The 18,813-nt window shown below is 59.4% G+C and carries 25 protein-coding genes and 1 tRNA gene; 6 read left to right on the forward strand and 20 right to left on the reverse strand.

Features of this window, described 5'->3' with window-relative positions:
• Positions 1-2: 2 nt before the first annotated feature.
• Positions 3-1,079, reverse strand: coding sequence for an Mrp/NBP35 family ATP-binding protein (locus tag SynMEDNS5_RS02255; protein WP_186584107.1), 1,077 nt, complete (start codon positions 1,077-1,079; stop codon positions 3-5).
• A gap of 115 nt (positions 1,080-1,194) precedes the next feature.
• Here SynMEDNS5_RS02255 and hemF point away from each other — a divergent pair, with 115 nt between their 5' ends.
• The gene (gene hemF, locus SynMEDNS5_RS02260) at positions 1,195-2,298 is read left to right on the forward strand and encodes an oxygen-dependent coproporphyrinogen oxidase (protein ID WP_186584108.1); all 1,104 of its coding nucleotides are present in this window, start codon (positions 1,195-1,197) and stop codon (positions 2,296-2,298) included.
• Here hemF and SynMEDNS5_RS02265 read toward each other — a convergent pair.
• Genes SynMEDNS5_RS02265 through SynMEDNS5_RS02275 form a run of 3 tightly spaced genes read right to left on the reverse strand, consistent with a single transcriptional unit; the run spans position 2,225 to position 4,032 of the window.
• Positions 2,225-3,046, reverse strand: a complete 822-nt coding sequence (locus SynMEDNS5_RS02265) for an N-acetylmuramoyl-L-alanine amidase (RefSeq protein ID WP_186585792.1) — start codon at positions 3,044-3,046, stop codon at positions 2,225-2,227. The genes hemF and SynMEDNS5_RS02265 overlap by 74 nt on opposite strands.
• Positions 3,047-3,063: 17 nt before the next feature.
• Positions 3,064-3,618, reverse strand: coding sequence for a cofactor assembly of complex C subunit B (locus SynMEDNS5_RS02270; protein ID WP_186584109.1), 555 nt, complete (start codon positions 3,616-3,618; stop codon positions 3,064-3,066).
• 30 nt (positions 3,619-3,648) lie between these two features.
• Positions 3,649-4,032: a PadR family transcriptional regulator gene (locus SynMEDNS5_RS02275; protein ID WP_186585793.1), complete on the reverse strand. Its 384-nt coding sequence runs from the start codon at positions 4,030-4,032 to the stop codon at positions 3,649-3,651.
• 121 nt (positions 4,033-4,153) lie between these two features.
• Here SynMEDNS5_RS02275 and SynMEDNS5_RS02280 point away from each other — a divergent pair, with 121 nt between their 5' ends.
• Entirely contained in the window at positions 4,154-4,798 is a 645-nt protein-coding gene (locus SynMEDNS5_RS02280) for a ribonuclease D (RefSeq protein WP_186584110.1), read from the forward strand.
• Positions 4,799-4,831: 33 nt separating this feature from the next.
• Here the strand turns inward: SynMEDNS5_RS02280 and SynMEDNS5_RS02285 are convergent, their stop codons facing one another.
• A complete protein-coding gene (locus tag SynMEDNS5_RS02285; protein ID WP_186584111.1) occupies positions 4,832-5,086 on the reverse strand; it encodes a hypothetical protein in 255 nt (84 codons plus the stop codon).
• A 43-nt stretch (positions 5,087-5,129) separates the two neighbouring features.
• Positions 5,130-6,353 carry a lipid-A-disaccharide synthase-related protein gene (locus tag SynMEDNS5_RS02290; protein ID WP_186585794.1) on the reverse strand — a complete coding sequence of 408 codons (1,224 nt, stop codon included), beginning with the start codon at positions 6,351-6,353 and terminating at the stop codon, positions 5,130-5,132.
• A 54-nt stretch (positions 6,354-6,407) separates the two neighbouring features.
• Between SynMEDNS5_RS02290 and SynMEDNS5_RS02295 the strand changes: the two genes are divergently transcribed.
• Positions 6,408-6,478, forward strand: a tRNA-Cys gene (locus SynMEDNS5_RS02295).
• 26 nt (positions 6,479-6,504) lie between these two features.
• Here SynMEDNS5_RS02295 and SynMEDNS5_RS02300 read toward each other — a convergent pair.
• Positions 6,505-7,008 (reverse strand): hypothetical protein, encoded by a 504-nt coding sequence (locus SynMEDNS5_RS02300; protein ID WP_255440250.1) that lies wholly within the window; start codon positions 7,006-7,008, stop codon positions 6,505-6,507.
• Positions 7,009-7,252: 244 nt separating this feature from the next.
• Here SynMEDNS5_RS02300 and SynMEDNS5_RS02305 point away from each other — a divergent pair, with 244 nt between their 5' ends.
• On the forward strand, positions 7,253-8,212 hold the full coding sequence (locus SynMEDNS5_RS02305) for an aldo/keto reductase (RefSeq protein WP_186584113.1): 960 nt from the start codon (positions 7,253-7,255) through the stop codon (positions 8,210-8,212).
• Here SynMEDNS5_RS02305 and SynMEDNS5_RS02310 read toward each other — a convergent pair.
• From SynMEDNS5_RS02310 to SynMEDNS5_RS02320, 3 genes are all read right to left on the reverse strand, one after another.
• Positions 8,200-8,817, reverse strand: coding sequence for a histidine phosphotransferase (locus SynMEDNS5_RS02310; protein ID WP_186584114.1), 618 nt, complete (start codon positions 8,815-8,817; stop codon positions 8,200-8,202). The two genes, SynMEDNS5_RS02305 and SynMEDNS5_RS02310, sit on opposite strands and share 13 nt — an antisense overlap.
• A gap of 130 nt (positions 8,818-8,947) precedes the next feature.
• Entirely contained in the window at positions 8,948-9,985 is a 1,038-nt protein-coding gene (gene purM / locus SynMEDNS5_RS02315) for a phosphoribosylformylglycinamidine cyclo-ligase (protein ID WP_186584115.1), read from the reverse strand.
• A gap of 93 nt (positions 9,986-10,078) precedes the next feature.
• Positions 10,079-10,249, reverse strand: a complete 171-nt coding sequence (locus SynMEDNS5_RS02320) for a hypothetical protein (RefSeq protein WP_186584116.1) — start codon at positions 10,247-10,249, stop codon at positions 10,079-10,081.
• Between the two features lie 44 nt (positions 10,250-10,293).
• Between SynMEDNS5_RS02320 and SynMEDNS5_RS02325 the strand changes: the two genes are divergently transcribed.
• Both SynMEDNS5_RS02325 and SynMEDNS5_RS02330 read left to right on the forward strand, forming a co-directional pair.
• Entirely contained in the window at positions 10,294-10,842 is a 549-nt protein-coding gene (locus SynMEDNS5_RS02325; RefSeq protein WP_186584117.1) for a septal ring lytic transglycosylase RlpA family protein, read from the forward strand.
• A gap of 44 nt (positions 10,843-10,886) precedes the next feature.
• Positions 10,887-12,395 carry a bifunctional pantoate--beta-alanine ligase/(d)CMP kinase gene (locus tag SynMEDNS5_RS02330; protein ID WP_370593560.1) on the forward strand — a complete coding sequence of 503 codons (1,509 nt, stop codon included), beginning with the start codon at positions 10,887-10,889 and terminating at the stop codon, positions 12,393-12,395.
• Here the strand turns inward: SynMEDNS5_RS02330 and SynMEDNS5_RS02335 are convergent.
• The 10 genes from SynMEDNS5_RS02335 to SynMEDNS5_RS02380 all read right to left on the reverse strand — a co-directional run bounded on the left by SynMEDNS5_RS02335 (position 12,379) and on the right by SynMEDNS5_RS02380 (position 18,548).
• The gene (locus tag SynMEDNS5_RS02335) at positions 12,379-12,858 is read right to left on the reverse strand and encodes a low molecular weight protein-tyrosine-phosphatase (protein WP_186584118.1); all 480 of its coding nucleotides are present in this window, start codon (positions 12,856-12,858) and stop codon (positions 12,379-12,381) included. The two genes, SynMEDNS5_RS02330 and SynMEDNS5_RS02335, sit on opposite strands and share 17 nt — an antisense overlap.
• On the reverse strand, positions 12,855-13,487 hold the full coding sequence (locus SynMEDNS5_RS02340) for a HEAT repeat domain-containing protein (RefSeq protein WP_186584119.1): 633 nt from the start codon (positions 13,485-13,487) through the stop codon (positions 12,855-12,857). The genes SynMEDNS5_RS02335 and SynMEDNS5_RS02340 overlap by 4 nt, the downstream gene beginning before the upstream one ends.
• Complete coding sequence (locus SynMEDNS5_RS02345; RefSeq protein WP_186584120.1) at positions 13,487-14,257, reverse strand: HEAT repeat domain-containing protein; 771 nt, start codon at positions 14,255-14,257, stop codon at positions 13,487-13,489. Before SynMEDNS5_RS02345 ends, SynMEDNS5_RS02340 begins: the two co-directional genes overlap by 1 nt.
• Positions 14,257-14,850: a chromophore lyase CpcT/CpeT gene (locus SynMEDNS5_RS02350; RefSeq protein WP_186584121.1), complete on the reverse strand. Its 594-nt coding sequence runs from the start codon at positions 14,848-14,850 to the stop codon at positions 14,257-14,259. Before SynMEDNS5_RS02350 ends, SynMEDNS5_RS02345 begins: the two co-directional genes overlap by 1 nt.
• A 77-nt stretch (positions 14,851-14,927) precedes the next feature.
• Complete coding sequence (gene cpcA, locus SynMEDNS5_RS02355) at positions 14,928-15,416, reverse strand: phycocyanin subunit alpha (RefSeq protein ID WP_186584122.1); 489 nt, start codon at positions 15,414-15,416, stop codon at positions 14,928-14,930.
• Positions 15,417-15,460: 44 nt separating this feature from the next.
• The gene (locus SynMEDNS5_RS02360) at positions 15,461-15,979 is read right to left on the reverse strand and encodes a phycocyanin subunit beta (RefSeq protein ID WP_186584123.1); all 519 of its coding nucleotides are present in this window, start codon (positions 15,977-15,979) and stop codon (positions 15,461-15,463) included.
• A 137-nt stretch (positions 15,980-16,116) separates the two neighbouring features.
• Positions 16,117-16,932, reverse strand: a complete 816-nt coding sequence (locus SynMEDNS5_RS02365) for a phycoerythrobilin:ferredoxin oxidoreductase (protein ID WP_186584124.1) — start codon at positions 16,930-16,932, stop codon at positions 16,117-16,119.
• On the reverse strand, positions 16,929-17,636 hold the full coding sequence (locus tag SynMEDNS5_RS02370) for a 15,16-dihydrobiliverdin:ferredoxin oxidoreductase (RefSeq protein WP_011128878.1): 708 nt from the start codon (positions 17,634-17,636) through the stop codon (positions 16,929-16,931). Before SynMEDNS5_RS02370 ends, SynMEDNS5_RS02365 begins: the two co-directional genes overlap by 4 nt.
• A gap of 5 nt (positions 17,637-17,641) precedes the next feature.
• Positions 17,642-18,256 carry a phycobiliprotein lyase gene (locus tag SynMEDNS5_RS02375; RefSeq protein WP_011128877.1) on the reverse strand — a complete coding sequence of 205 codons (615 nt, stop codon included), beginning with the start codon at positions 18,254-18,256 and terminating at the stop codon, positions 17,642-17,644.
• A gap of 58 nt (positions 18,257-18,314) precedes the next feature.
• Complete coding sequence (locus SynMEDNS5_RS02380) at positions 18,315-18,548, reverse strand: hypothetical protein (protein WP_186584125.1); 234 nt, start codon at positions 18,546-18,548, stop codon at positions 18,315-18,317.
• Between the last annotated feature and the right edge of the window lie 265 nt (positions 18,549-18,813).

Raw genomic sequence — 18,813 nt, forward strand, 5'->3', positions numbered from 1 at the left:
GATCAGCGGCCGGACTGCACCACTGGCGAGAGTCGGTCGGCCAGCTCGATGAACTGCCTGGCACTGATGGAGTCCGGCTGGGCCAGTGTGATCGGCTGGCCCAGATCGCCTCCTGCCTGCAGCTGCATCTCCATGGGGATCTCCGCCAGCAGGGGAACGTCGAAGGCATCCGCAAGGGTTTTGCCTCCACCAGACCCGAACAGGGCGTAACGCTTTTCAGGTTGATCCGGAGGGATGAACGCGCTCATGTTCTCGACAACGCCGAGCACCTGGATTCCCATCTGGCGGAACATGGCCAGTCCCCGACGGGCGTCCTGCAACGCCACCTGCTGAGGGGTTGTCACGATCACGACGCCTGCCATGGGAACGGCCTGCGCGAGTGACAGCTGGGCATCGCCGGTCCCTGGTGGAAGGTCCACGACCAGCACATCCCGTTCACCCCAATTCACTTGATAAAGAAACTGACGGATGATCCCGTTAAGCATTGGACCTCGCCAGATCACCGGCTGGTTTTCTTCAATCAAGAGCCCCATCGACACCATGGCCACACCACAGGTCTCGATCGGCTGCATGCACTGGTTCTCGCCGCTGCCGCTGACCTCGGGGGTACGGTCGGCCACTCCCAACATGGTGGGTGCATTGGGGCCGTAGATATCAGCATCCAGCAGTCCCACCCGCAGTCCCTGGCTGGCGAAGGCGCAGGCCAGATTGACGGCCACGGTGCTCTTGCCGACACCACCCTTGCCGCTGCTCACGGCGATCACATGGTGCACCCCAGGAATGGCCTGACGTTCAGCTGCCTGGCCATGACCTGCCTGACCGATCCCACCCTGGGATGGGGGCTGTCCCACCTCGATCTGCACTTCATCAATCCCCTCGAGTCCCAGCAGACGGGCGCGTGCGTCGTTGACGATTCGCTCGCGCTGGCCCTGGGCAAAGCCGGGCAGATTCAGACGGATCACAGCGCGCGGTGGAGAGATTCGCACCTGATCAAGCCAGCCGAGGTCCAGAAGTGAGCGGTCGCTACCTGCATCACGGAGGTCGCTGAGCGCCTGAGTGGCCTGTTCCGCTGAGGTCATCCGTCCCGTTCGTTGGGATGGATCCTAGGGGCGCTTCCCATAACAGTCCTTCACACCTTCTTGTCGGGAGAGGCACTGGGCTGAAATGGTCAAAAGCTCTCCATCTCTGCCAACCATGATCCGTTCCCTGTTCAAGCGTTGGAAGGGGCAGCCACCGGAGGAAAGTTTGGTGTCAAGCACCTCCGAGAGGCCCGGGGAACGCCCTCCAGCCAACTCGCGTGAGCGCGCGCGGGCGCTTGTGATGGCACTTCAGGATGAAATCTGTGCTGGCCTGGAACAGATCGATGGGTCTGGTCGCTTCCAAGAGGAGAGCTGGAAGCGGCCTGAAGGAGGTGGCGGTCGTTCCAGGGTGATGCGTGAAGGCCGGATCTTTGAGCAGGGCGGGGTGAATTTCTCCGAGGTTCAGGGTGAGGAGCTTCCTCCTTCCATCCTCAAACAGCGGCCTGAGGCCAAGGGGCATCCGTGGTTCGCCACTGGAACATCCATGGTTCTGCATCCCCGGAACCCTTTTGTGCCAACGGTTCATCTCAACTACCGCTACTTCGAGGCCGGTCCGGTGTGGTGGTTCGGAGGCGGTGCCGATCTCACTCCCTTCTATCCCTTCCTGGAGGATGCCCGTCTCTTCCACCGCACCCATCAAGAGGCGTGCGATTCGGTGGATCAGCGTCTTTATCAGGTGTTCAAGCCCTGGTGTGATGAGTACTTCTTCCTCAAGCACCGTCAGGAAACCCGGGGAGTGGGAGGCATCTTCTACGACTACCAGGATGGTTCCGGACGTCTCTACCGGGGGCAGGATCCTGAGGGGCCTGCAGCGCGTAAGGCTTCGGAGATCGGCGCGGTGCCCTTGAGCTGGGAACAGCTTTTTGCACTGGCTGGCGCCAACGGACGGGCGTTTTTGCCTGCTTACGCGCCCATCATTGAGAGACGGAATGGGTTGTCCTATGGAGACCGTGAGCGCCAGTTCCAGTTGTATCGCCGGGGTCGTTATGTGGAGTTCAATCTGGTTTGGGATCGCGGCACGATCTTTGGATTGCAAACGAACGGACGCACCGAATCCATCCTGATGTCGCTCCCGCCACTGGCCCGGTGGGAGTACGCCTACCAGCCTGCTCCGGGATCAAGAGAAGCGTTGCTCACCGATCTCTTCACCCGTCCTCAGGACTGGTTTGGTGATTCTTCCCTCGAGGATCGCTGCCGCCCCCATCAAGCTGTGAACTGAGAGTGGGGGGTGGAGCGTTGAGCCCCTGCTCGAGGGCCTCAATGATGCGGTGGGCCAGCGCTTCAATGACAGCGTCCTGGCTGGATGGATCTCGCAGTCGGGCTTCGAGGTTTCCTTCCAGTTTGCCAATCTCCAGGATGCTGATCCCCCGTCTTGGTGCACCGAGGCCTCCTCGAAACTGCAGGGGGTAGCGACCGAAGTTCAGGGCCAGGCTTTCATCGATGCGGCTGGGTTCCCGTCTCAGGCTTGGAATCAGACCGGAACCGTACCCGTCAGGGCCGTAGGCATCGAAGTGGATTTCAAGGGCATAACCACCCGCATCGTGGTGGCGGCGACCGACTGACCAGTTGGTGCGTGGGTCGTTTTCATCAAGGATCGTGAGGGCATTCGGTTCGTAACCACTGATGTTGAGGGCGCGTGCCTGCCCTTGGCGAACCAACGCATCGCGGATCTTTCGGTTCCAGAACAGCTCGTCGCGCATTCTTGGATCCATGGGTCTGGCTCCGCGGCGGTCAACGGCGGCTCCCGAGGTGCCTGCTCCCTCAATGCCCTGAGAGTCGGCATGGCCTGCAAGAAGCAGGATCCGCACACCCTGGCGTTCACGGCGACGCCCGACCCAGTTTGCATCGAGTGGGACCTGAGGCCCAGTGAGAAGGTCGTCGCCAGACCGGCGCGGTGCGTCCGCCGCTGTCGCCAGGCCGAGCAGAAGAAGCAGCCCTGTGATGTTCAGACCTGCTGGCAGCAGCAATGGCCGGAGCTTCACGATCAGATCGGAGACGAGAGCAGGGCGCCATCACTGGCCAGCTGCAGTGGGCCGCCCAGGGCGAGTTCAAGTGCGATCAGCTCATCGCGATGGGCTTGCAGCCGCAGGGTGCTGCCTTCGCTTGCTTCGGTTTCGACAAGACGAATTTGCAGGCCCTCTTCCCGCTGAGCTCTCCGGGTGTAAACCCATCCCGCCAAGGGGCCGAGGCTGGCGATCAACAAGGGCCACCAGCCAAGCCCAGCGTTCACTTGGCGGATGACGAGTCCCAGGCTGCCAGCTCCCACCGTGCCGAGAACGGACAACAGAATCGCAAGCGCAGAACTGCTCTCGACGCGGCCGCGGTATTCCAGCAGGCAGCGGTCGGCATCACCTCCATGGCGATTCCAGCCCCGCTGCTTGAGCCACTGATCAAGACCCTCAAGCACTTCCAGTGGTGGGCGGGGTGAATGCACCTCCACAATGGTTGTTCGGTCTTTGCTGGCGGCACGGAGAAAGAAGATCAGGCCGATCCCCAGCAGGAGGGTGAGGAGCAGGGTGGAGGTCTGAGGCGAGGGCATCGGTAGCCGCCAAGGGCACTGAAGACCGTTCTAAGTGGTGATTGGGGCGTGCTCGTGGAGCCAGCGCGTCCAGGGCTTCATCAGGCGCTCAGCCTGATCGCGGGCGTCCTGATGCAGGTGGAGCATGCGACGGGGTCGGCCCCTGCTGGGACAGCGTTTTGTATAGCAATCGAGCATCTCCTGGCGTTCCAGGAAGTCAACAGCTTGATGCAGAACCGTTTCTGAGAGACGCAGTTGGGGATGGTCGTGCTGGAGTCGCTGGAGCAGGCCCGATGGATAGCTGTCGTTTTGCAGAAGACAGGCCAGAACCCAGCAGACTGCGAGCTCAAGATCCAGAAACTGCGGCGGTGGCTGCTGGAAGTAATCCTCGATGTCGGCCAGGCAGGCGCGCATGGGTTTGCGATGGGAGAGCATGAGACGCTGCTGTCTCATTTTTGTCTAGCTCAGTCTCATTCTGATTTTCAAGCGGCGGGAGGAAGTTCATCCCTCAAGCCGTCAGAGTGGTGGATGTTCCGCCTGTTTCAAGTGGTCAGCCATGGCTGAGATCCCCAGCGAGCCCCATGCCTTCGTTGTTCTCGATGGCGATTTAAACGAGGAGTGGTCGGAGCGCTACGCAGGGGCGACAGCTCTGGCTGTGGATACCGAAGCCATGGGGTTGATTCATGGTCGCGATCGGCTCTGCCTCGTTCAGATCTGTGATGACAAGGATCAGGTGTCCTGCATTCGGATTGCCCTGGGGCAGTCGGAAGCTCCCCGCCTCAAAGCGCTGATGGAAGCCGCGGCGATCGAGAAGGTTTTCCATTTCGCACGGTTCGATGTCGCAGCACTAGCTACTGGGCTGGGTATCAGAGTGAATCCTCTCTTTTGCACGAAGGTCGGCAGCCGTCTGGCTCGCACTTACACCCCGCGCCACGGTTTGAAGGATCTGGTGATGGAGCTTGTGGGAGTCGAACTTGATAAACAAGCTCAAAGCAGTGATTGGGGTCGGGTTGATGAACTCACCGATGTTCAACTGGCTTATGCAGCCAATGATGCCCGTTACCTGCTCCCCGCTCGGAGGCAGTTAGAGGTCATGTTGCGCCGTGAAGGGCGCTGGGAGCTGGCTCAGAGCTGCTTCCAGTGCATTCCCGTGATGTCGGATCTCGATCGCTTCCGTTTCGTCAATACCTTCGAGCACTGATCCCTTGTCTTGGCTCAGCCCTCAGCGATTGGCTCAGTCCTCGAGCATGAAGTGCTGATCGATGGGTTGAGCCTCCAGCAACTGATCGAGTGCTTCTCCCGAGGTGGCTTCGTCCTTGGCCTGATCAAGCAGTTTGGATGCAACCTGAAGACGGGCTGGGAGGTCTTTCGCGCCTGATCGTGCCGCTTCGTGTTCCACTCTCCGTCGCGCTGCGGACTGGCTGATGCTGAGGCAGCTCGCCAGTTCCGCGCACAGTCTCAGATAGTTGTGATCCTGGATCGCTGCCATGGCGGAGAGGGAGGGCAGAACTGCCTCTGTGATGCAATCAGTATCAACCTCCGGGGGCGAGCACGCGGATTACGGCGCGGGCGATCGCTTCGCTTCCTCCAGGAGAGCCCATGCGCTGCCGCCCCCGCTGCCCGAGCTCCTGGCGTCTCGCGTGGTTCTCGAGCAGGGCTGTGAGTTGTTGAGACAATTCGAATTCGTTCGCGCAAACCTGCACAGCACCACCAAGGAGACGGCTCTGCCGTGAGGCGAAGCCACGGGTGAACTGCGGCCCGGGACCTGGAAGAGACAGAGCCGGTTTTCCGAGGCCGACGAGCTGTTCTGTGGCTGTGCCGGCAGTGGCGACACCCACCTCAGCCCAGGAAGCCCAGCGTTCAAACCGACCGCTCCCAAGGAGCAGCAGCAAGGGGCCTCGGACCCAGCACTGGTCTGCATGCAAGCTGCTGCTGGGGGGAGGGCAGCGTCGGAACCCCAATTGCTGCAGGGTGTCGACCAGATCTGATTCTGTGGGTGTTGATCCAAGGGCTGCCATGACAGCGAGAGGCACCGGGCTCGGAAGGCGGATGAGGCAGTTCAACAAACGCCTGAAGTTTCGAAGGGCCTCTGGCATCCGGCTGCCGCAAAGCAGGAGAATCCGCCGGCATCGCTCGAGTGCGAGGGGAGGGGTGCTCTCCATCAGCCCATCCATCATTGGATTGCCAGGTGCCATGGCCCTGACGCCATGACGGCGTAGTCCTCGGGCTGTAAGCCGGTCACGCATCACCACGAGCCGGCATCGGCGCGCTCGCATCAAGCTCCATTCCCATGGATCCCACTCGCTGCCCTTCAGGGCGTGATAACGGTCGCTGAAGCTCGAGCCTGGGCCGCTGCTCCAGGTGTAATCACTTTTTGGAGTGCCAACGAATCCGAAGGGTCGGCCGCTTGTCCAGGCCATCAGAAGAGGAAGAAGATCGCCAACGGCAAGGATTCCTGACACTGATGTGCGTTCCTGTCTCAGGCAGACCCATTGCTTCATGCTGATCATCGGCAGCCCTCCCAGGAGATCAGCGAGGAGACCACGCAGGCTCTGGTTGCTGAATCCCCCGCTTGGCAAGCGAGCCGAGGGGCCGACGCGCTCCAGCCATCCCTGATCAACAGCCTGCTGAAAGCAGCGACCCTCACCCACCAGAGGCATGGCCTTCAGACGCCACTGCGGTTCAAGTCGGTGAAGAGCCTCAAGAATGCGCAGGGCGATCAGATCCTCACCATGACCGTTGCTGATCACCAGCAGTGCCTGGGATGCCTCGCTGATACGATCCGTTGATGGGGAGGAAAGGCCCCGGACGGCGGCATGGCCAAGTGGTAAGGCAGAGGATTGCAAATCCTTTATCCCCAGTTCGAATCTGGGTGCCGCCTTTGAATGCATCGCGTCGATCGACGGTTCACAGCTTGGCCTGCGCATCGAGCTGTTCTCCTGTGACCACATCGACTTTGCAGCGAATCTGCCGTGCTTCCAGCTTGCAGTGCCCCTCTTTCGCAGGCCATGCCTTGGGAACTCCCTCGGCGATGCCGTCAGCGTCGAAGGCCGCTTCAGCAACACTGCTCACAGTGCCGCTCCAGGTTGTGCCAGACAGGCGGCAACGTCCTAGGTGACAGCTGAGTGGTGAGTCCTGTCCGTTTGTGGTGGTGACAAACGTGAGGCTTCGGCTTGACCCCCTCACCGGCCCGCGGCCGATGAAACGAACGCCTAGAACCGTGGCTGACCGCCCATCAATCTGAACAACGCGGCAACCACCAGAGTCGCCTTCAGACAGCGTGTATCGGCAGTCATTGCTCGTGGTTTCGAAACGACCAACGAACGGCTCTGCATGCCCAGGATGAAGATGAAAAAGGCTGACCATCAGGCCCAGGGCGATCCAGTGGCTCCCTTGTCCTCGGTTTGCCATTCCCCGCATCGGGACAGATCTCACAGGTCAGTACTCACTGTCAGCTACACACATTCCCAGGCAACGGATGCCATTGCTGGCTGTGCGACCGCAGTGATTGCACAGTACGGGGTCCTGATCTCCACCGCCCGCTGCAGAAGAAGGTGGTTGCTCCTCACTGGATTGCGGCTTCCTTTCTGCTGGGTGGGACGTCATCGCCAGGACCGGTCTGAGGCGATCATGGCGTGCAGTGATCCGAGGCGGTGTGACGGGAATCGGTTTCGGAACCTGGGCCTGGGGGAATCAGCTGCTCTGGGGATACAACCCTGACCTTGACGACTTGATTCTGGAGTCGACGTTCCAGCAAGCGGTTGCAGGGGGGCTTTGTCTGGTCGACACCGCTGATTCCTATGGAACCGGAGTCCTCAATGGCCGCAGTGAGGAACTGCTGGGGCACTTCCTCACTGCGATGAAGCCAGAGGACCGCGCCCAGCTCACCGTGGCCACCAAACTGGCCCCTTTCCCCTGGCGACTCGGACGGCGCGGGCTGGTGAAGGCATTTCTCGCCAGCCAGCGGCGACTGCAAGGCTGTATGGATCGGGTCCAGTTGCACTGGAGCACGGCCCGTTATGCCCCCTGGCAAGAGCGTCCCCTTCTCGATGGGTTGGCAGATCTTGTGGAGCAGGGAGCTGTCAGGGAGATCGGCGTGTCCAATGTCGGTCCTCGTCGCCTCACCCTCTTGCATCGTTATCTCAAGGACCGTGGAATCCCGCTCACCAGCATCCAGGTTCAGTTCTCCCTACTGGCCCCCAAGCCGCGTCTCCCTGGAGGTGTCCTGGAGATCAGCAGGGATCTCGGGGTTGAAGTGCTTGCCTACAGCCCCCTCGCTCTTGGTGTTCTCGCCAGGGAGCCAGGTTGGACTCCCCAGGGGCTGACGTTGTTGCGACGTGGATTGTTCCTTCGTCTGCTGCCGGCATCGGAGTCCTTGCGCCAGACCATGGTTTCGATCGCCGAAGCCCGAGGGGTTACACAGGTGCAGGTGGCTCTGAACTGGTGCCGATCCCATGGCGCTTGTCCGATCCCTGGGTTGAGACGACCCAGCCAGGTGATCGATGCCCAGCAGGCACTGTTGTGGTCGCTGTCGGCCGATGAACGAATGCGCTTGGACGAGACCAGCGCCGCGATGTCGGTGAGGATGCCTGAAAATCCGTTTCAGAGTGCCTGATCGGTCGGTTCAGGATCAGGACTCACCACGACCGGCAGGGATGCGTTCGAGGAAGGCAAGGAGACCACTTTGAGGTCAGGTTTGGGAGGGGCGACCTGGGATTCAGCCGATTGTTCACAGGCGGAGAGGGCTTCCTGCAGCAGTGAATCAAACGTGGCGCCAGGCAGGCGGTGCCTGGCGATCTCCAGGAATGTGCGGGGGAGCGACTCAGCTGCTGCGCTGCGGACGGCTGGGTTGTCTTTCCGTTGCTGTTGCTCCTCCTCGATGGCTCTGAGGAAGCGATGGGTGACGTCCCGCTTCGTGCAGGCTTTGATCAGGGTGTCCCTGTCTCCCTGAAGGGTCTCGAGCTCCGCGATCCGTCGCTCCAGGCTGACCAAAACTTCAGATGCCTCTTTGCTGATGTTGGCTAGCTGGCCATCCGACAGGAAGGGCATGTCAGCAACGAAAACCTTCCCGTGATCTTTCAGTGCCAGAAAGGTCGGTCGTGGTCCACCTTGGCGGTGCATTGTCTGCCTGTCATGACCATTAAGAGCTGGTCGGCGTGGTGGAGTGGGTCCTGCCGAAGTACGGCGCCGGGTTGTGCGCTGAGGTCTTTCAAAGGGCATTGGTATTAAGACGTATTTGACGTCGCGTCGATCGGTTCAAGCCCGATCTGTCTGTGTTGACAATAACGAGTTAAGCGAGGGTTGGTGCTTCACATCACATTGGATGTGACAACGGATCTCGCTGTGTTCATCAGGCGGGTAGTCCGAGCACCGGCGCCTCCTGTGGCCCAGTGGCTGGGATCACCTGGCCGATCACCCAGCTCTCAAAACCGCTGTCTTTGCAGAGGGTTCGAGTGCCAGCCACCTCCGACTCCGGAAGGATCAGGCAGTAACCGATCCCCAGGTTGAAGGTGTGCCAAAGGTCCCGTTCCTGAAGATCCCCTTGGGTTTTCAACCAATTGAAGAGCTCTGGGCGCGGCCAGCTGTTCTGATCAACACTGGCTCTCAATCCTTCCGGTAAAGCGCGGGGCAGGTTCTCAGGAATCCCGCCTCCTGTGATGTGAGCCATGGCGTGAATGGGAGTGCCTGCCGCCAGAAGAGTTCTGATGAGGGATCCATAGAGATGGGTGGGTTTCAGCAGTGCGTCAATCACGCCTGTTTGTTCCGGCCCGAAACGGGAGACGGCCCCTGCATCGCAGCGCTCCAGAATCTTGCGAACCAGGCTGAATCCGTTGCTGTGAACGCCGCTACTGGCAATTCCCAGGATGGAATCGCCGGCTTGTACACGGTGGCCATCAATCAGGTTGTCCTCCTCCACCACGGCAACACAAAAACCTGCAAGGTCATAACGGCCTTGTGGGTAGAAGCCAGGCATCTCCGCCGTTTCTCCCCCCAGCAGGGCACACCCGCTTTGGCGGCAACCATCGGCAATACCCTCCACGACCTCAGCCATGGCGTCCGGGCTCAGAGCCCCTGTGGCCATGTAGTCGAGAAAGAACAGTGGTTCGGCGCCGCTGGTGATCACGTCGTTGACACACATGGCAACGAGATCAAGTCCCACGTTGTGGTGGCTGTTGTGTTCCTGAGCGAGCTCCAGTTTGGTGCCGACTCCGTCTGTTCCGGATACGAGGAGTGGCTTGCGCAGGCCCTCAGGCAACCGAATCAGGCCTCCAAAGCCGCCGAGCCCACCCACGACTTCGGGGCGATGGGTGGCCTCCACGCTGGTTCGGATCCGGTCCACAAAGGCCCTGCCGGCTTCCACGTCGACACCGGCGGATCGGTAGTCCATCAATTGGTTGGGAACTGATGCGATCCTCCCTCCTCGTGGGGCACGCCGGGGGCTTAGCCGGCTGTGCCGATCAAGGCATCGACCTGGCCTCGATCAGCTTTGCTTGTAAGGGCCATAGCCCTGGCTGATCTTTGTGGTCTGCTCATTGCGCTTCGGAAGCCTGTGACGGCGAGGGATAGCAGCGCTGTCGCGAAGGTCCTCTTCTCGGATTCCAAGACCGCGGTGGAGACCAGTGAAGGGTGGGTATTTATACGGTTGCTTCATCTAAAAGCGGCTGCTGTCACCGAGCAATTCAGCGTTTCCCCGATATGCAACGTCATTGGTTCCTTACAGCCCTCATCACGGGCATTGCCGCGTCAGGGGCTGCGCTGTATCCGGTGATTGCCAGAGACCTCGAGGGGTTCGACTTCGTCGACCCCCTCGACCTTGTTCTTCCTGCTGAAGAAGCCACTGCTGTGGAACCAACTCCAGCCAGCCTTGAGTTGGAGACCTCCCTCGCCGAGCCGGTTGCTCCTGAACCGGTCGCTCCTGCAGAACCGCCCAAGTCAGTGGGACCTGTCGTTGTCTCCACGCATTCCGGCGAGGCCAGCTGGTACGGGCCTGGGTTTTACGGAAATCGCACAGCCAGTGGAGAAGTCTTCCGCCCCGGCACCATGACGGCGGCTCATCGCTCACTTCCATTTGGAACCAAGGTGCGGGTGACCAATCTTTGGAACGGCCGCAAAGCTGTGGTGCGCATTAACGACCGCGGACCATTCGTCGGCCATCGCGTGATTGATTTGGGCCATGGTGCGGCCAGGCATCTCGGGCTCACGTCAAGCGGTGTGGCCCAGGTGAAGCTCGAGGTTCTGCGCTGAGCCTTCAGATCCTCAGGACGGCTTCGGAGTTTCGCTCCTGGCGTTTGGCCTGCCAGGCCCCCATTGCCTTTGTTCCCACCATGGGGGGGCTTCACCAGGGGCATGCCCGTTTGATCGGCGCGGCGGTGAAGGACCAAGGCTCGATGGGCCCCGTCCTGGTCAGCACATTCATCAATCCATTGCAGTTCGGAGTGGATGAAGACTTCGATCGTTATCCACGCACCTTTGAGGCTGACTGCACGCTCACCGAACAAGCGGGAGCGAAAGCATTGTGGTCTCCGGATGAGAGGCAGGTGTACCCCTATGGCGACAGTGAGGGATGGCGCCTACAGGCGCCTGCCCGCCTGACGGCCCATCTCTGTGGTCCCTGGCGCCCAGGCCATTTTGATGGTGTCGTCACGGTCGTGATGCGGTTGCTGGGGTTGGTGCGTCCCTGTCAACTTTGGTTGGGTGAAAAGGACTGGCAGCAACTCACGATCCTGCGGCATCTGGTCAACGACTTCGGCCTGACCGTGAGGGTGAGAGGGTGTGCCACCGTCAGGGAGTCCGATGGGTTGGCTGCCAGTTCCCGCAACCGTTATCTGAGCGTTGCGGAGCGAACCAAGGCCTCTGTATTCAGTTCGGCGCTGTGCTCCGCCGCTCGTGCTTGTTCCAGAGGCCTCGTTGATGGGGCTTTCGAGCATGCCGCTTTGCACCAGCAATTCAGGGAGGCGGGCCTTGAGGTGGAGTATGTAGAGACCGTGGATCCCGTCACGCTTCAGCCCGCGCCGCCCGGTCGTTCGATTCGACTGCTGGCTGCGTCGGTCCGTTGTGGCGCAACCCGCCTGATCGATCACGTTTTCGTTATGACCCGTTCGCCCATCGTCGCCATCGACGGTCCTGCTGGCGCTGGCAAAAGCACGGTGACCCGTGCGTTTGCAGAACGGATGGGACTTCTGTACCTCGATACCGGAGCCATGTATCGAGCCGTCACCTGGTGGGTGCAGAAGAACGGCGCCGATCCCAGCAGTGCTCCAGCGGTGGAAGCCTTGCTCGAGGAGCTGGAGGTGGATCTATCACCGTTGAAGGATGGTGTGCAGACCGTTCGCGTGAATGGTCGTGACATCACCGATGCGATCCGCGATCCCGAGGTCACAGGCTCGGTGTCGCTGGTGGCTGCGCATCCCTGCGTCCGAGCCTTGCTCACGCGGCAGCAGCAGCGGCTTGGGGAGCGAGGTGGCCTTGTGGCCGAAGGCCGGGACATCGGCACCGCCGTGTTCCCCGATGCTGATGTAAAGGTGTTTCTGACCGCGTCCCCTGAAGAACGAGCCCGGCGTCGGGCCAAGGATCTTGAGGCACGGGGGCACGCCGTGCCCGAGCTCTCTGAGCTGGAAGCTCAGATCGTGGAGCGGGACCGTTTGGACAGCACCCGTGAGGTGGCTCCACTGGTCCAGGCGGACGATGCCACTGAATTGATCACCGATGGGATGTCGATCGAAGCTGTGATTGATGCACTCGAGGATTTGTTTCGCTTCCGGGTTGCTGAGGAGGTCTGGCCTACGCCGGAGGGCTGAGTTCTTCGAGCAAAGCCTCACAGGCATCCTCGAGAAGATCGAGCACGTGCTCAAAGCCTGCGTCGCCTCCGTAATACGGATCTGGAACCTCGGCTTCGCTGTAGCGGCGGCCGTAGCTGAGCATCGGTTGAATGCGCGCCGTGGCCCTCGCGCCGGCTTCCCGAGCAAGACCGTTCACGGCATTGAGATTGTCCTGATCCATCGTCAGCACTAGATCGAACGTTTCAAGATCGTTCAGATCGATCTGCCGGGCTCGGCTGGGCAGCTGTATGCCACGGCGATTGGCCGCGGCCTGCATGCGTCGGTCGGCAGGATTTCCCACATGCCAGCTGCCTGTTCCGGCGGAATCCACGACGAACTGATCCTCGAGCCCACGCGTCTTGATGAGGTGGAGAAACACTCCTTCTGCAGCGGGGGATCGGCAGATGTTGCCGAGACAGACGAACAACAGCTTCTGAGTCATTCGAGGTTCAGGCGTTGCAGGGCCAGCTCGGCCCGATGGCGCACCACCCTGGCATCCTCAGCATCGGAAGCCAGGTTTTGCAACATGGCGACGGCCTGATCGGCGATGGAGGGATCAACAGCCGCATTGCTTAGGCGCTGTTCCAGCCCGAACGCTGCGGCGTAACGCACGACCCATTCGTCGTCTTGCGCGGCTTTCAGAAGCCCTTGCATGCAGCGTTGCAATTGCTGGTCTTTGAAACTGGGATCAATCTCTAAATCCGCCAGGCCGCGAGTTGCTGAGCGCCGCACGCTTGGTGCGATATCAGCGTTGAGGGCATGTTCGAGAAGATCGAGACCCCGTGGATCGCGAAGGGCGGAAAGGACTTTCACCACCCAGGCCCGTGCACCGTAATTACGGGCATCCAGGCTCACCAGCAAAGTCGGCACGATGTCCCGACCCAGCTGGATCAGTCCTTGGGTTGCCACCCCAGCCACGGCTGGATTGTTGAAGCCCAGCACTTTCACCAGTGTCCCGGCTGCCTCGGGATCACCCAAGGCGCACACAGCGCGCGTGGCCTCCACCAAGTCGGGGGTGCTGGTGGCGCGATCCAACGCCTGGATCGCCTCTCTCAGGGCAGACGAGGTCATCAGAGGAGGGCATCCATCACATCGAGCACTTGCGGGTCTCCGCTCGTCTCCGCCAGCCTCTTCAACGCCACCAGTTTGAGGCTGGGCTCCACGGCGGCAGCCCGAATCATCGGCACGGCCGCCGTCCATCCGGCAGCACCAAGATCCAGTAGAGCTCCGCGCCGCACCAGGGGGTCGGGATGCAGCAACAGCTGCGTCAGTTGCTCTCCCCAGCACGAGTCACCTGTGAGTTGCAGCAACGCCCGGCAGGCTGCTGAACAAATCAATGGACGCTGATGCCGCGTGAAGGGTTGGATCGTCGCCAGGGTCGCTGCATCCTTGATGCCGATGTCCCCGAGAGCTTCCAACAGTGCTTCGCAGGGTTCCTGCAGTAAGGGGCTCGAGGGCTGTTCGCGTCCGGCTCCTTCGACGCCACTGGCCAACAGGGAACGGATGGTCTCTGCGGCCGCGTGGCTGCCCATGGTGCCAAGGCTGCGTGCTGCCTCCTCCCGCACGCTGTAGTCCTTGGAGTGCAAGCGATCCAGCAAGGCACCATCCGTGCGTTCGTCCTTCAGCAGGCCCATGGCACGGATCGCGTTGAGGGCAACGCCTCGCCGGTTTGGATCAACGGGGCTGTTGTCGAGAGCTCCAAGGGTGGCTAGGAGCAACGGAACGGCATCGGGATGACGGCTGCGCATTTTCCCCAGCCACCAGGCGGCGTAGTACTGCGCCGAGGGGTCCTCCGTTTGACGGAGATTTTCGATCACCTGCGATTCAGTGAGGGGTTCCATCACATCCAGGCTGATGCAAGGTCTGCTGACCAGCTCTGGGTTCTCTGAAACCGAAAGGGTCCTGCGACGGAGCCCCAGCAGCGCTCATTTGTGATTGGGTCATGGCCGCGATCGAGGGTCTGAAGCGACTCTCCCTGCAGGTGGAAGCTGCTCACCAGCACCGTGTCTTTTCCATTGCGTCTCACGATGCATTGGCACCCAGGCTCCATGGCGCCGTGGTAACCGTCCTCCTGTTCCAGCACCTGATAGTGGCATTGCTCCAGGTTGATGAGATCCGTGGCCTGAATGGACTGGCGGAGGTCGGGATGGAATGTTGCGCCCGCAAAGCGTGAGGGGTCCCGGAAGGTGTGGTTCCACAATTTGATGGCACCGGAGGGTTGCTCCTCGGCGCGAATCATCCGCAGGCGGTAGGGGGTGTCGGGGGCCACCGCGTAGGTCTGCTCCAGCAGGATGGATCCTGGAGTGAGCTGTGGAAGAGGCCGGTACCTCAAAAAAATATGGGCGTAGAAGGGGGGATTGTCGAAGGCTTGCTGCTGGTTGCTGTACTCGCCGCAGAGCAGGTTCAGAAAGCGCCGAACATTGGGATTGATCACAGCGCTTCGGTAGGGCCTGGTGCAGAACAATAAAAAAAGCCCCCTCTGTGGGGGGCTTTTGTCGCATCGGGGCTCGATCAGATCAGAGCGTTGATGGCGTAATCGATGTAGCTGTTGGCTTCGGTGGCGGCATCGCCACTGAGGCCATGGTTGGACTTGATGTACTTCAGTGCTTCCACATACCAGGAGGGGGAGAGCTCGAAAGTGCGGTTGATTTCGTCCAGACCAGCGATGAGGTAGTCGTCCATGGGCCCCGTGCCACCGGCCACCAGGCAGTAGGTGATCATGCGCAGGTAGTAGCCCACGTCACGGGAGCACTTGGCCTTGCCTTCGGGAGTGGTTGAGTAGTTGGACCCCTCCATCTGGGTGGTGTAGGGGAACTTGGTGTAAACAGCCTGGGCAGCACCATTCACGAGGGCATCAGCCTTGGCGGTGAGGGCCTTGGCGGCCTCCAGGCTGGCTGCGGCACGGTTGAAGCGACCGGATGCGGCCTGAACTTCGGTGTTGCTGAGAAAGCGTCCCTGGGAGTCAGCTGCAGAAACAGCTTCAGTAAGAGGGGTCTTCATGATTCGTCAGGAGAATTGCTTGTGTCGGGAGTTCAGGGGCTCGATCAGGCCACAGCGGAGGCTGCACGGTCGAAGTAGGTGCCGATTTCGCTGCTCAGGGAGGCGCAGTCGCCAGCTGTGATTCCAGCCCGGTCGTTCACGAGCGCCAGAGCTGCTTCCTTCATCAGATTCACGCCAGCAGCAACGGAGGCTCCGGGAGTGCCGAGGGCGAGGTAGGTCTCGCGCAGTCCATTTAGGCAGCGATCTTCGAGAACCGATGCGTCACCAGCGAAACTTGCGTAGGTGACATAGCGAAGGATGATCTCCATGTCGCGCAGGCAAGCAGCCATGCGACGGGAGGTGTAAGCATTGCCGCCGGGAGCGATCAGTGCGGGCTGCTGAGCGAACAGCTGGCGTGCGGCCGAAGCAACGATGGTGGAAGCGTTGCTGGAGATGCGATTCACAGCATCCAGACGCTTGTTGCTGTCAGAAACCATCGCCGCGAGGGCATCGATTTCGCTGGCACTGATGAACTGGCCCCGGGCGTCTGCCTGGGCGACAACCTTGGTGAAGGCGTCGAACATGAGTTAACTCCTTGGATCTTGATTTGAAGATTAGGAATCTTCAGGGCTGAATGGGGACGGCCGGGAAGCTGTGCCCATCCCGTCGCAAGCGATTCTGACCAACACAACGGAAGCCCTCCGAAAGCTGTTCATAATGCTTAACTCCCTTGCTGCATCAAGGGAGTTGCTGAGGCTTCCTCAAGGTCAAACAGCACGCCGTGAATGTAAGACTCTGTCCATTCGCTCCCGTAGAACCGCGTCAACATGCCGCGTGCCGGATCTTTTTCGGCACGGTATCTCGTGTAGCGCTTCTGGCCTGATAAAAGTTTGGCTGCACGATCGTCATTCACGGGTTGAGCCTCATCCACCAGCTTGAGGTAGAGCTGCAAATATTCCCTAAAAGCCGGACGGATCACTTGTTCAATCAACGCGTCGCCTTCTTGTCCGAGAGGGATGCGGGTCCAAAGAAAAGCCGGTGAGAAATACGGCTTGGCTTCGTCTGGGATGGGGCCGCCATCAGGTAGCTCGGCTTGCCAGCGCTCGAACACTGGGATCAGTTGCTCCCACACGGACTGAGTGTGATCGGGATCAGTCTTGTCAACCGGCTGCAGATCCAGAGCGAGCAAATGACCGTTGGGAAGCGTTACCAGATCGGCTCCGAAGAACGGCAGGTCGAACCGGCAGCTGGGGTTGATCACAAAATTGAGGACTGACGCAGCCATGCCTGCTTCAACGCAGGCACAACGCACCTGCCGCAATTTGTCAGTGGAACAGGCCCAGGTAGCGGTGGTGACTGGAACGGGTTTTGCCTTTGATCCTGTGCTGCCATCCTTTTGCAGAAACGTTTCCGCTACTGGATAGGGAGATAGGTTGAAAGGCTTGAGTGCAGCAATGGCTTCATCGAGAAAGGGCTGCCATCGCCATCCCGGAATCTGAACGGGATCAAGGCTCGACGCGCGGAGATCAATGCTCATGCGGGCTGACTGGCGGGGAAAAGGAATTCGTGCAGGAACCGGTCAGACCACTCCTTGCCGAAATGGCTGGTGAACAATCCATGGGCAGGATCACGCTCGGCGCTGTACACGTCGTAGGCGTTCTGAAGCCGTTCCACATCTCCAGGTGAGATTGAGGATGGTTCCTTGGAAGCCTCATCGTGTAAACCCCAATAGGCTTTCAAAAAGGCGCTGAAGGCTTTTGGCAGTGACCTGTCAGCCTCTTCAGAACCTCCACGGCAAAAAAGTAGCCATGATGAGAAGTATTGATTCGGATCGAAAGATCGCATCGTTTCTTCTCCGTTTAGATCCGGGAAACGAGCATTCAGATCTTTCAGACCATCAAAATGACGATCGAGATAGTCTTTATCTTGAACCAGTGGTTGAAAATCAAGAACCGCAACTAGCTTTTGACGTGCGCCAAACCAGAGCAGATCAACACCCATCAAAGGATGGTCCAAATCGAAATCGGGATATGCGACTGAATTCAGAACTTGAAGGCTGTCACCTGCATCAAGTCGGGTGACGCGCCAGCGACGAAAACCTGGAACCTGCCAAAGCCAGCTTTGGATGGTGCTTGAGCCCTTCTGGGATTGATTGTGTTCCAGCCCGGCCGGAACTTCAACTGATATGCCACCGCGGGCTTGAATTCCTGTTTGTAATTCCTCAAGGAACGGATCAAACATGATGGTTAAGCTCCAATGGATGCAGTCGAACGAGCGATCTGCCTGGCATGCTCAGATATGGCATTGATATCAGCATCTGTTGGACAGCGAAATTCAGTGCAGTAGGTAGTCATTGCGACACCATCCAAGCATTGGACAGAACTGACACGCATTCGGATCTGATCAGTCACAAACCAGCATCGTTCAATTCCAATATTCGTGTCATATCTTGTAGTGATCGTCAACACGCCATCTTCGGCAAAAACGTAAGTGCTCAATACCGCCTGCTTTTCAACATATCCTACATCTCGTAGTAAGAAACCCTTTCGAGCATTATCTCGGTTGGGTACATCGATCACAACAGCCGCATAATCTTCGTTGCGGACTCCTTTTTTAATATTACTTTCCCACCAAAATCTAGCTCCACCAGTGCTGTCGATCATATTGATGTTTAGGGCTTCGCAAATGCTGCGAACTGCCGGATCATCATTTTTAAATGGTTCGATAACAAGATTAGAATCTGCTGCTTCATCATCCTGGTGATCCAAATGATGAACAGCACGTCGGTTCAACCAGGTCCCACGGCTTGCTTCGAAAAAATCCACCATCGTCATTGGTGGATATGACTGGAGTGGAAACATTAGGTTGAACTTGCGGAGCTGAGGTGTTGAGACTGTGAACCAATCCTTCTAATAAAATTCAAGATTTAGACTGCTGAGAATCTCTTTGTGCAACAAGTTGTGACATAACTTCGTCAAGACGCTGCAGCTCTTCGTGCTCAGCGACTGTCGAATCAATTTTTTTCTGCGAGAGGCGCAGCTTCTTTCCAAGTCCGACCACATCCTTAAAAAGTCTCTCTCGGTATGCAGATAGTTCGTCAATGGACTCCTGCAATTCCTCAATGCTGGGCAGATCAGAGGCTGTTTGATCCATGAAATGCTGACTGTCTCTGAAATTTTAAACCTTCTACCTGTCTGCCTTGGCTCCGTAGGGCCTCGTCTCTGACGCACGACATGGACCGACCGGCTTGGAAGCCTTGATGGCCGACGGTCTTGCCGGTAGTCGTTGACTCGTGCCCCAAGGTGACAAACTCTTGCGTGACCGCGTCTGTTTTGGAACCCAGCCGGGAACCGGGGTTTAGCGTGGCTGGGCGCATCTTCCCCCTTTGGGCCTCCAGTCTTAGCGGCTAGTTCCCAAG

It is taken from the genome of Synechococcus sp. MEDNS5, assembly GCF_014279875.1.
Classification (GTDB): Bacteria; Cyanobacteriota; Cyanobacteriia; order PCC-6307; family Cyanobiaceae; genus Synechococcus_C.

Coding starts and splice junctions, on each gene's coding strand:
- SynMEDNS5_RS02255 (WP_186584107.1), bottom strand. CDS start 1,079: ATGACCTCAGCGGAACAGGCCACTCAGGCGCTCAGCGACCTCCGTGAT.
- hemF (WP_186584108.1), top strand. CDS start 1,195: ATGATCCGTTCCCTGTTCAAGCGTTGGAAGGGGCAGCCACCGGAGGAA.
- SynMEDNS5_RS02270 (WP_186584109.1), bottom strand. CDS start 3,618: ATGCCCTCGCCTCAGACCTCCACCCTGCTCCTCACCCTCCTGCTGGGG.
- SynMEDNS5_RS02275 (WP_186585793.1), bottom strand. CDS start 4,032: ATGCTCTCCCATCGCAAACCCATGCGCGCCTGCCTGGCCGACATCGAG.
- SynMEDNS5_RS02280 (WP_186584110.1), top strand. CDS start 4,154: ATGGCTGAGATCCCCAGCGAGCCCCATGCCTTCGTTGTTCTCGATGGC.
- SynMEDNS5_RS02285 (WP_186584111.1), bottom strand. CDS start 5,086: ATGGCAGCGATCCAGGATCACAACTATCTGAGACTGTGCGCGGAACTG.
- SynMEDNS5_RS02300 (WP_255440250.1), bottom strand. CDS start 7,008: ATGGCAAACCGAGGACAAGGGAGCCACTGGATCGCCCTGGGCCTGATG.
- SynMEDNS5_RS02310 (WP_186584114.1), bottom strand. CDS start 8,817: ATGCCCTTTGAAAGACCTCAGCGCACAACCCGGCGCCGTACTTCGGCA.
- purM (WP_186584115.1), bottom strand. CDS start 9,985: ATGGACTACCGATCCGCCGGTGTCGACGTGGAAGCCGGCAGGGCCTTT.
- SynMEDNS5_RS02320 (WP_186584116.1), bottom strand. CDS start 10,249: ATGAAGCAACCGTATAAATACCCACCCTTCACTGGTCTCCACCGCGGT.
- SynMEDNS5_RS02325 (WP_186584117.1), top strand. CDS start 10,294: ATGCAACGTCATTGGTTCCTTACAGCCCTCATCACGGGCATTGCCGCG.
- SynMEDNS5_RS02335 (WP_186584118.1), bottom strand. CDS start 12,858: ATGACTCAGAAGCTGTTGTTCGTCTGTCTCGGCAACATCTGCCGATCC.
- SynMEDNS5_RS02340 (WP_186584119.1), bottom strand. CDS start 13,487: ATGACCTCGTCTGCCCTGAGAGAGGCGATCCAGGCGTTGGATCGCGCC.
- SynMEDNS5_RS02345 (WP_186584120.1), bottom strand. CDS start 14,257: ATGGAACCCCTCACTGAATCGCAGGTGATCGAAAATCTCCGTCAAACG.
- cpcA (WP_186584122.1), bottom strand. CDS start 15,416: ATGAAGACCCCTCTTACTGAAGCTGTTTCTGCAGCTGACTCCCAGGGA.
- SynMEDNS5_RS02360 (WP_186584123.1), bottom strand. CDS start 15,979: ATGTTCGACGCCTTCACCAAGGTTGTCGCCCAGGCAGACGCCCGGGGC.
- SynMEDNS5_RS02365 (WP_186584124.1), bottom strand. CDS start 16,932: ATGAGCATTGATCTCCGCGCGTCGAGCCTTGATCCCGTTCAGATTCCG.
- SynMEDNS5_RS02370 (WP_011128878.1), bottom strand. CDS start 17,636: ATGTTTGATCCGTTCCTTGAGGAATTACAAACAGGAATTCAAGCCCGC.
- SynMEDNS5_RS02375 (WP_011128877.1), bottom strand. CDS start 18,256: ATGTTTCCACTCCAGTCATATCCACCAATGACGATGGTGGATTTTTTC.
- SynMEDNS5_RS02380 (WP_186584125.1), bottom strand. CDS start 18,548: ATGGATCAAACAGCCTCTGATCTGCCCAGCATTGAGGAATTGCAGGAG.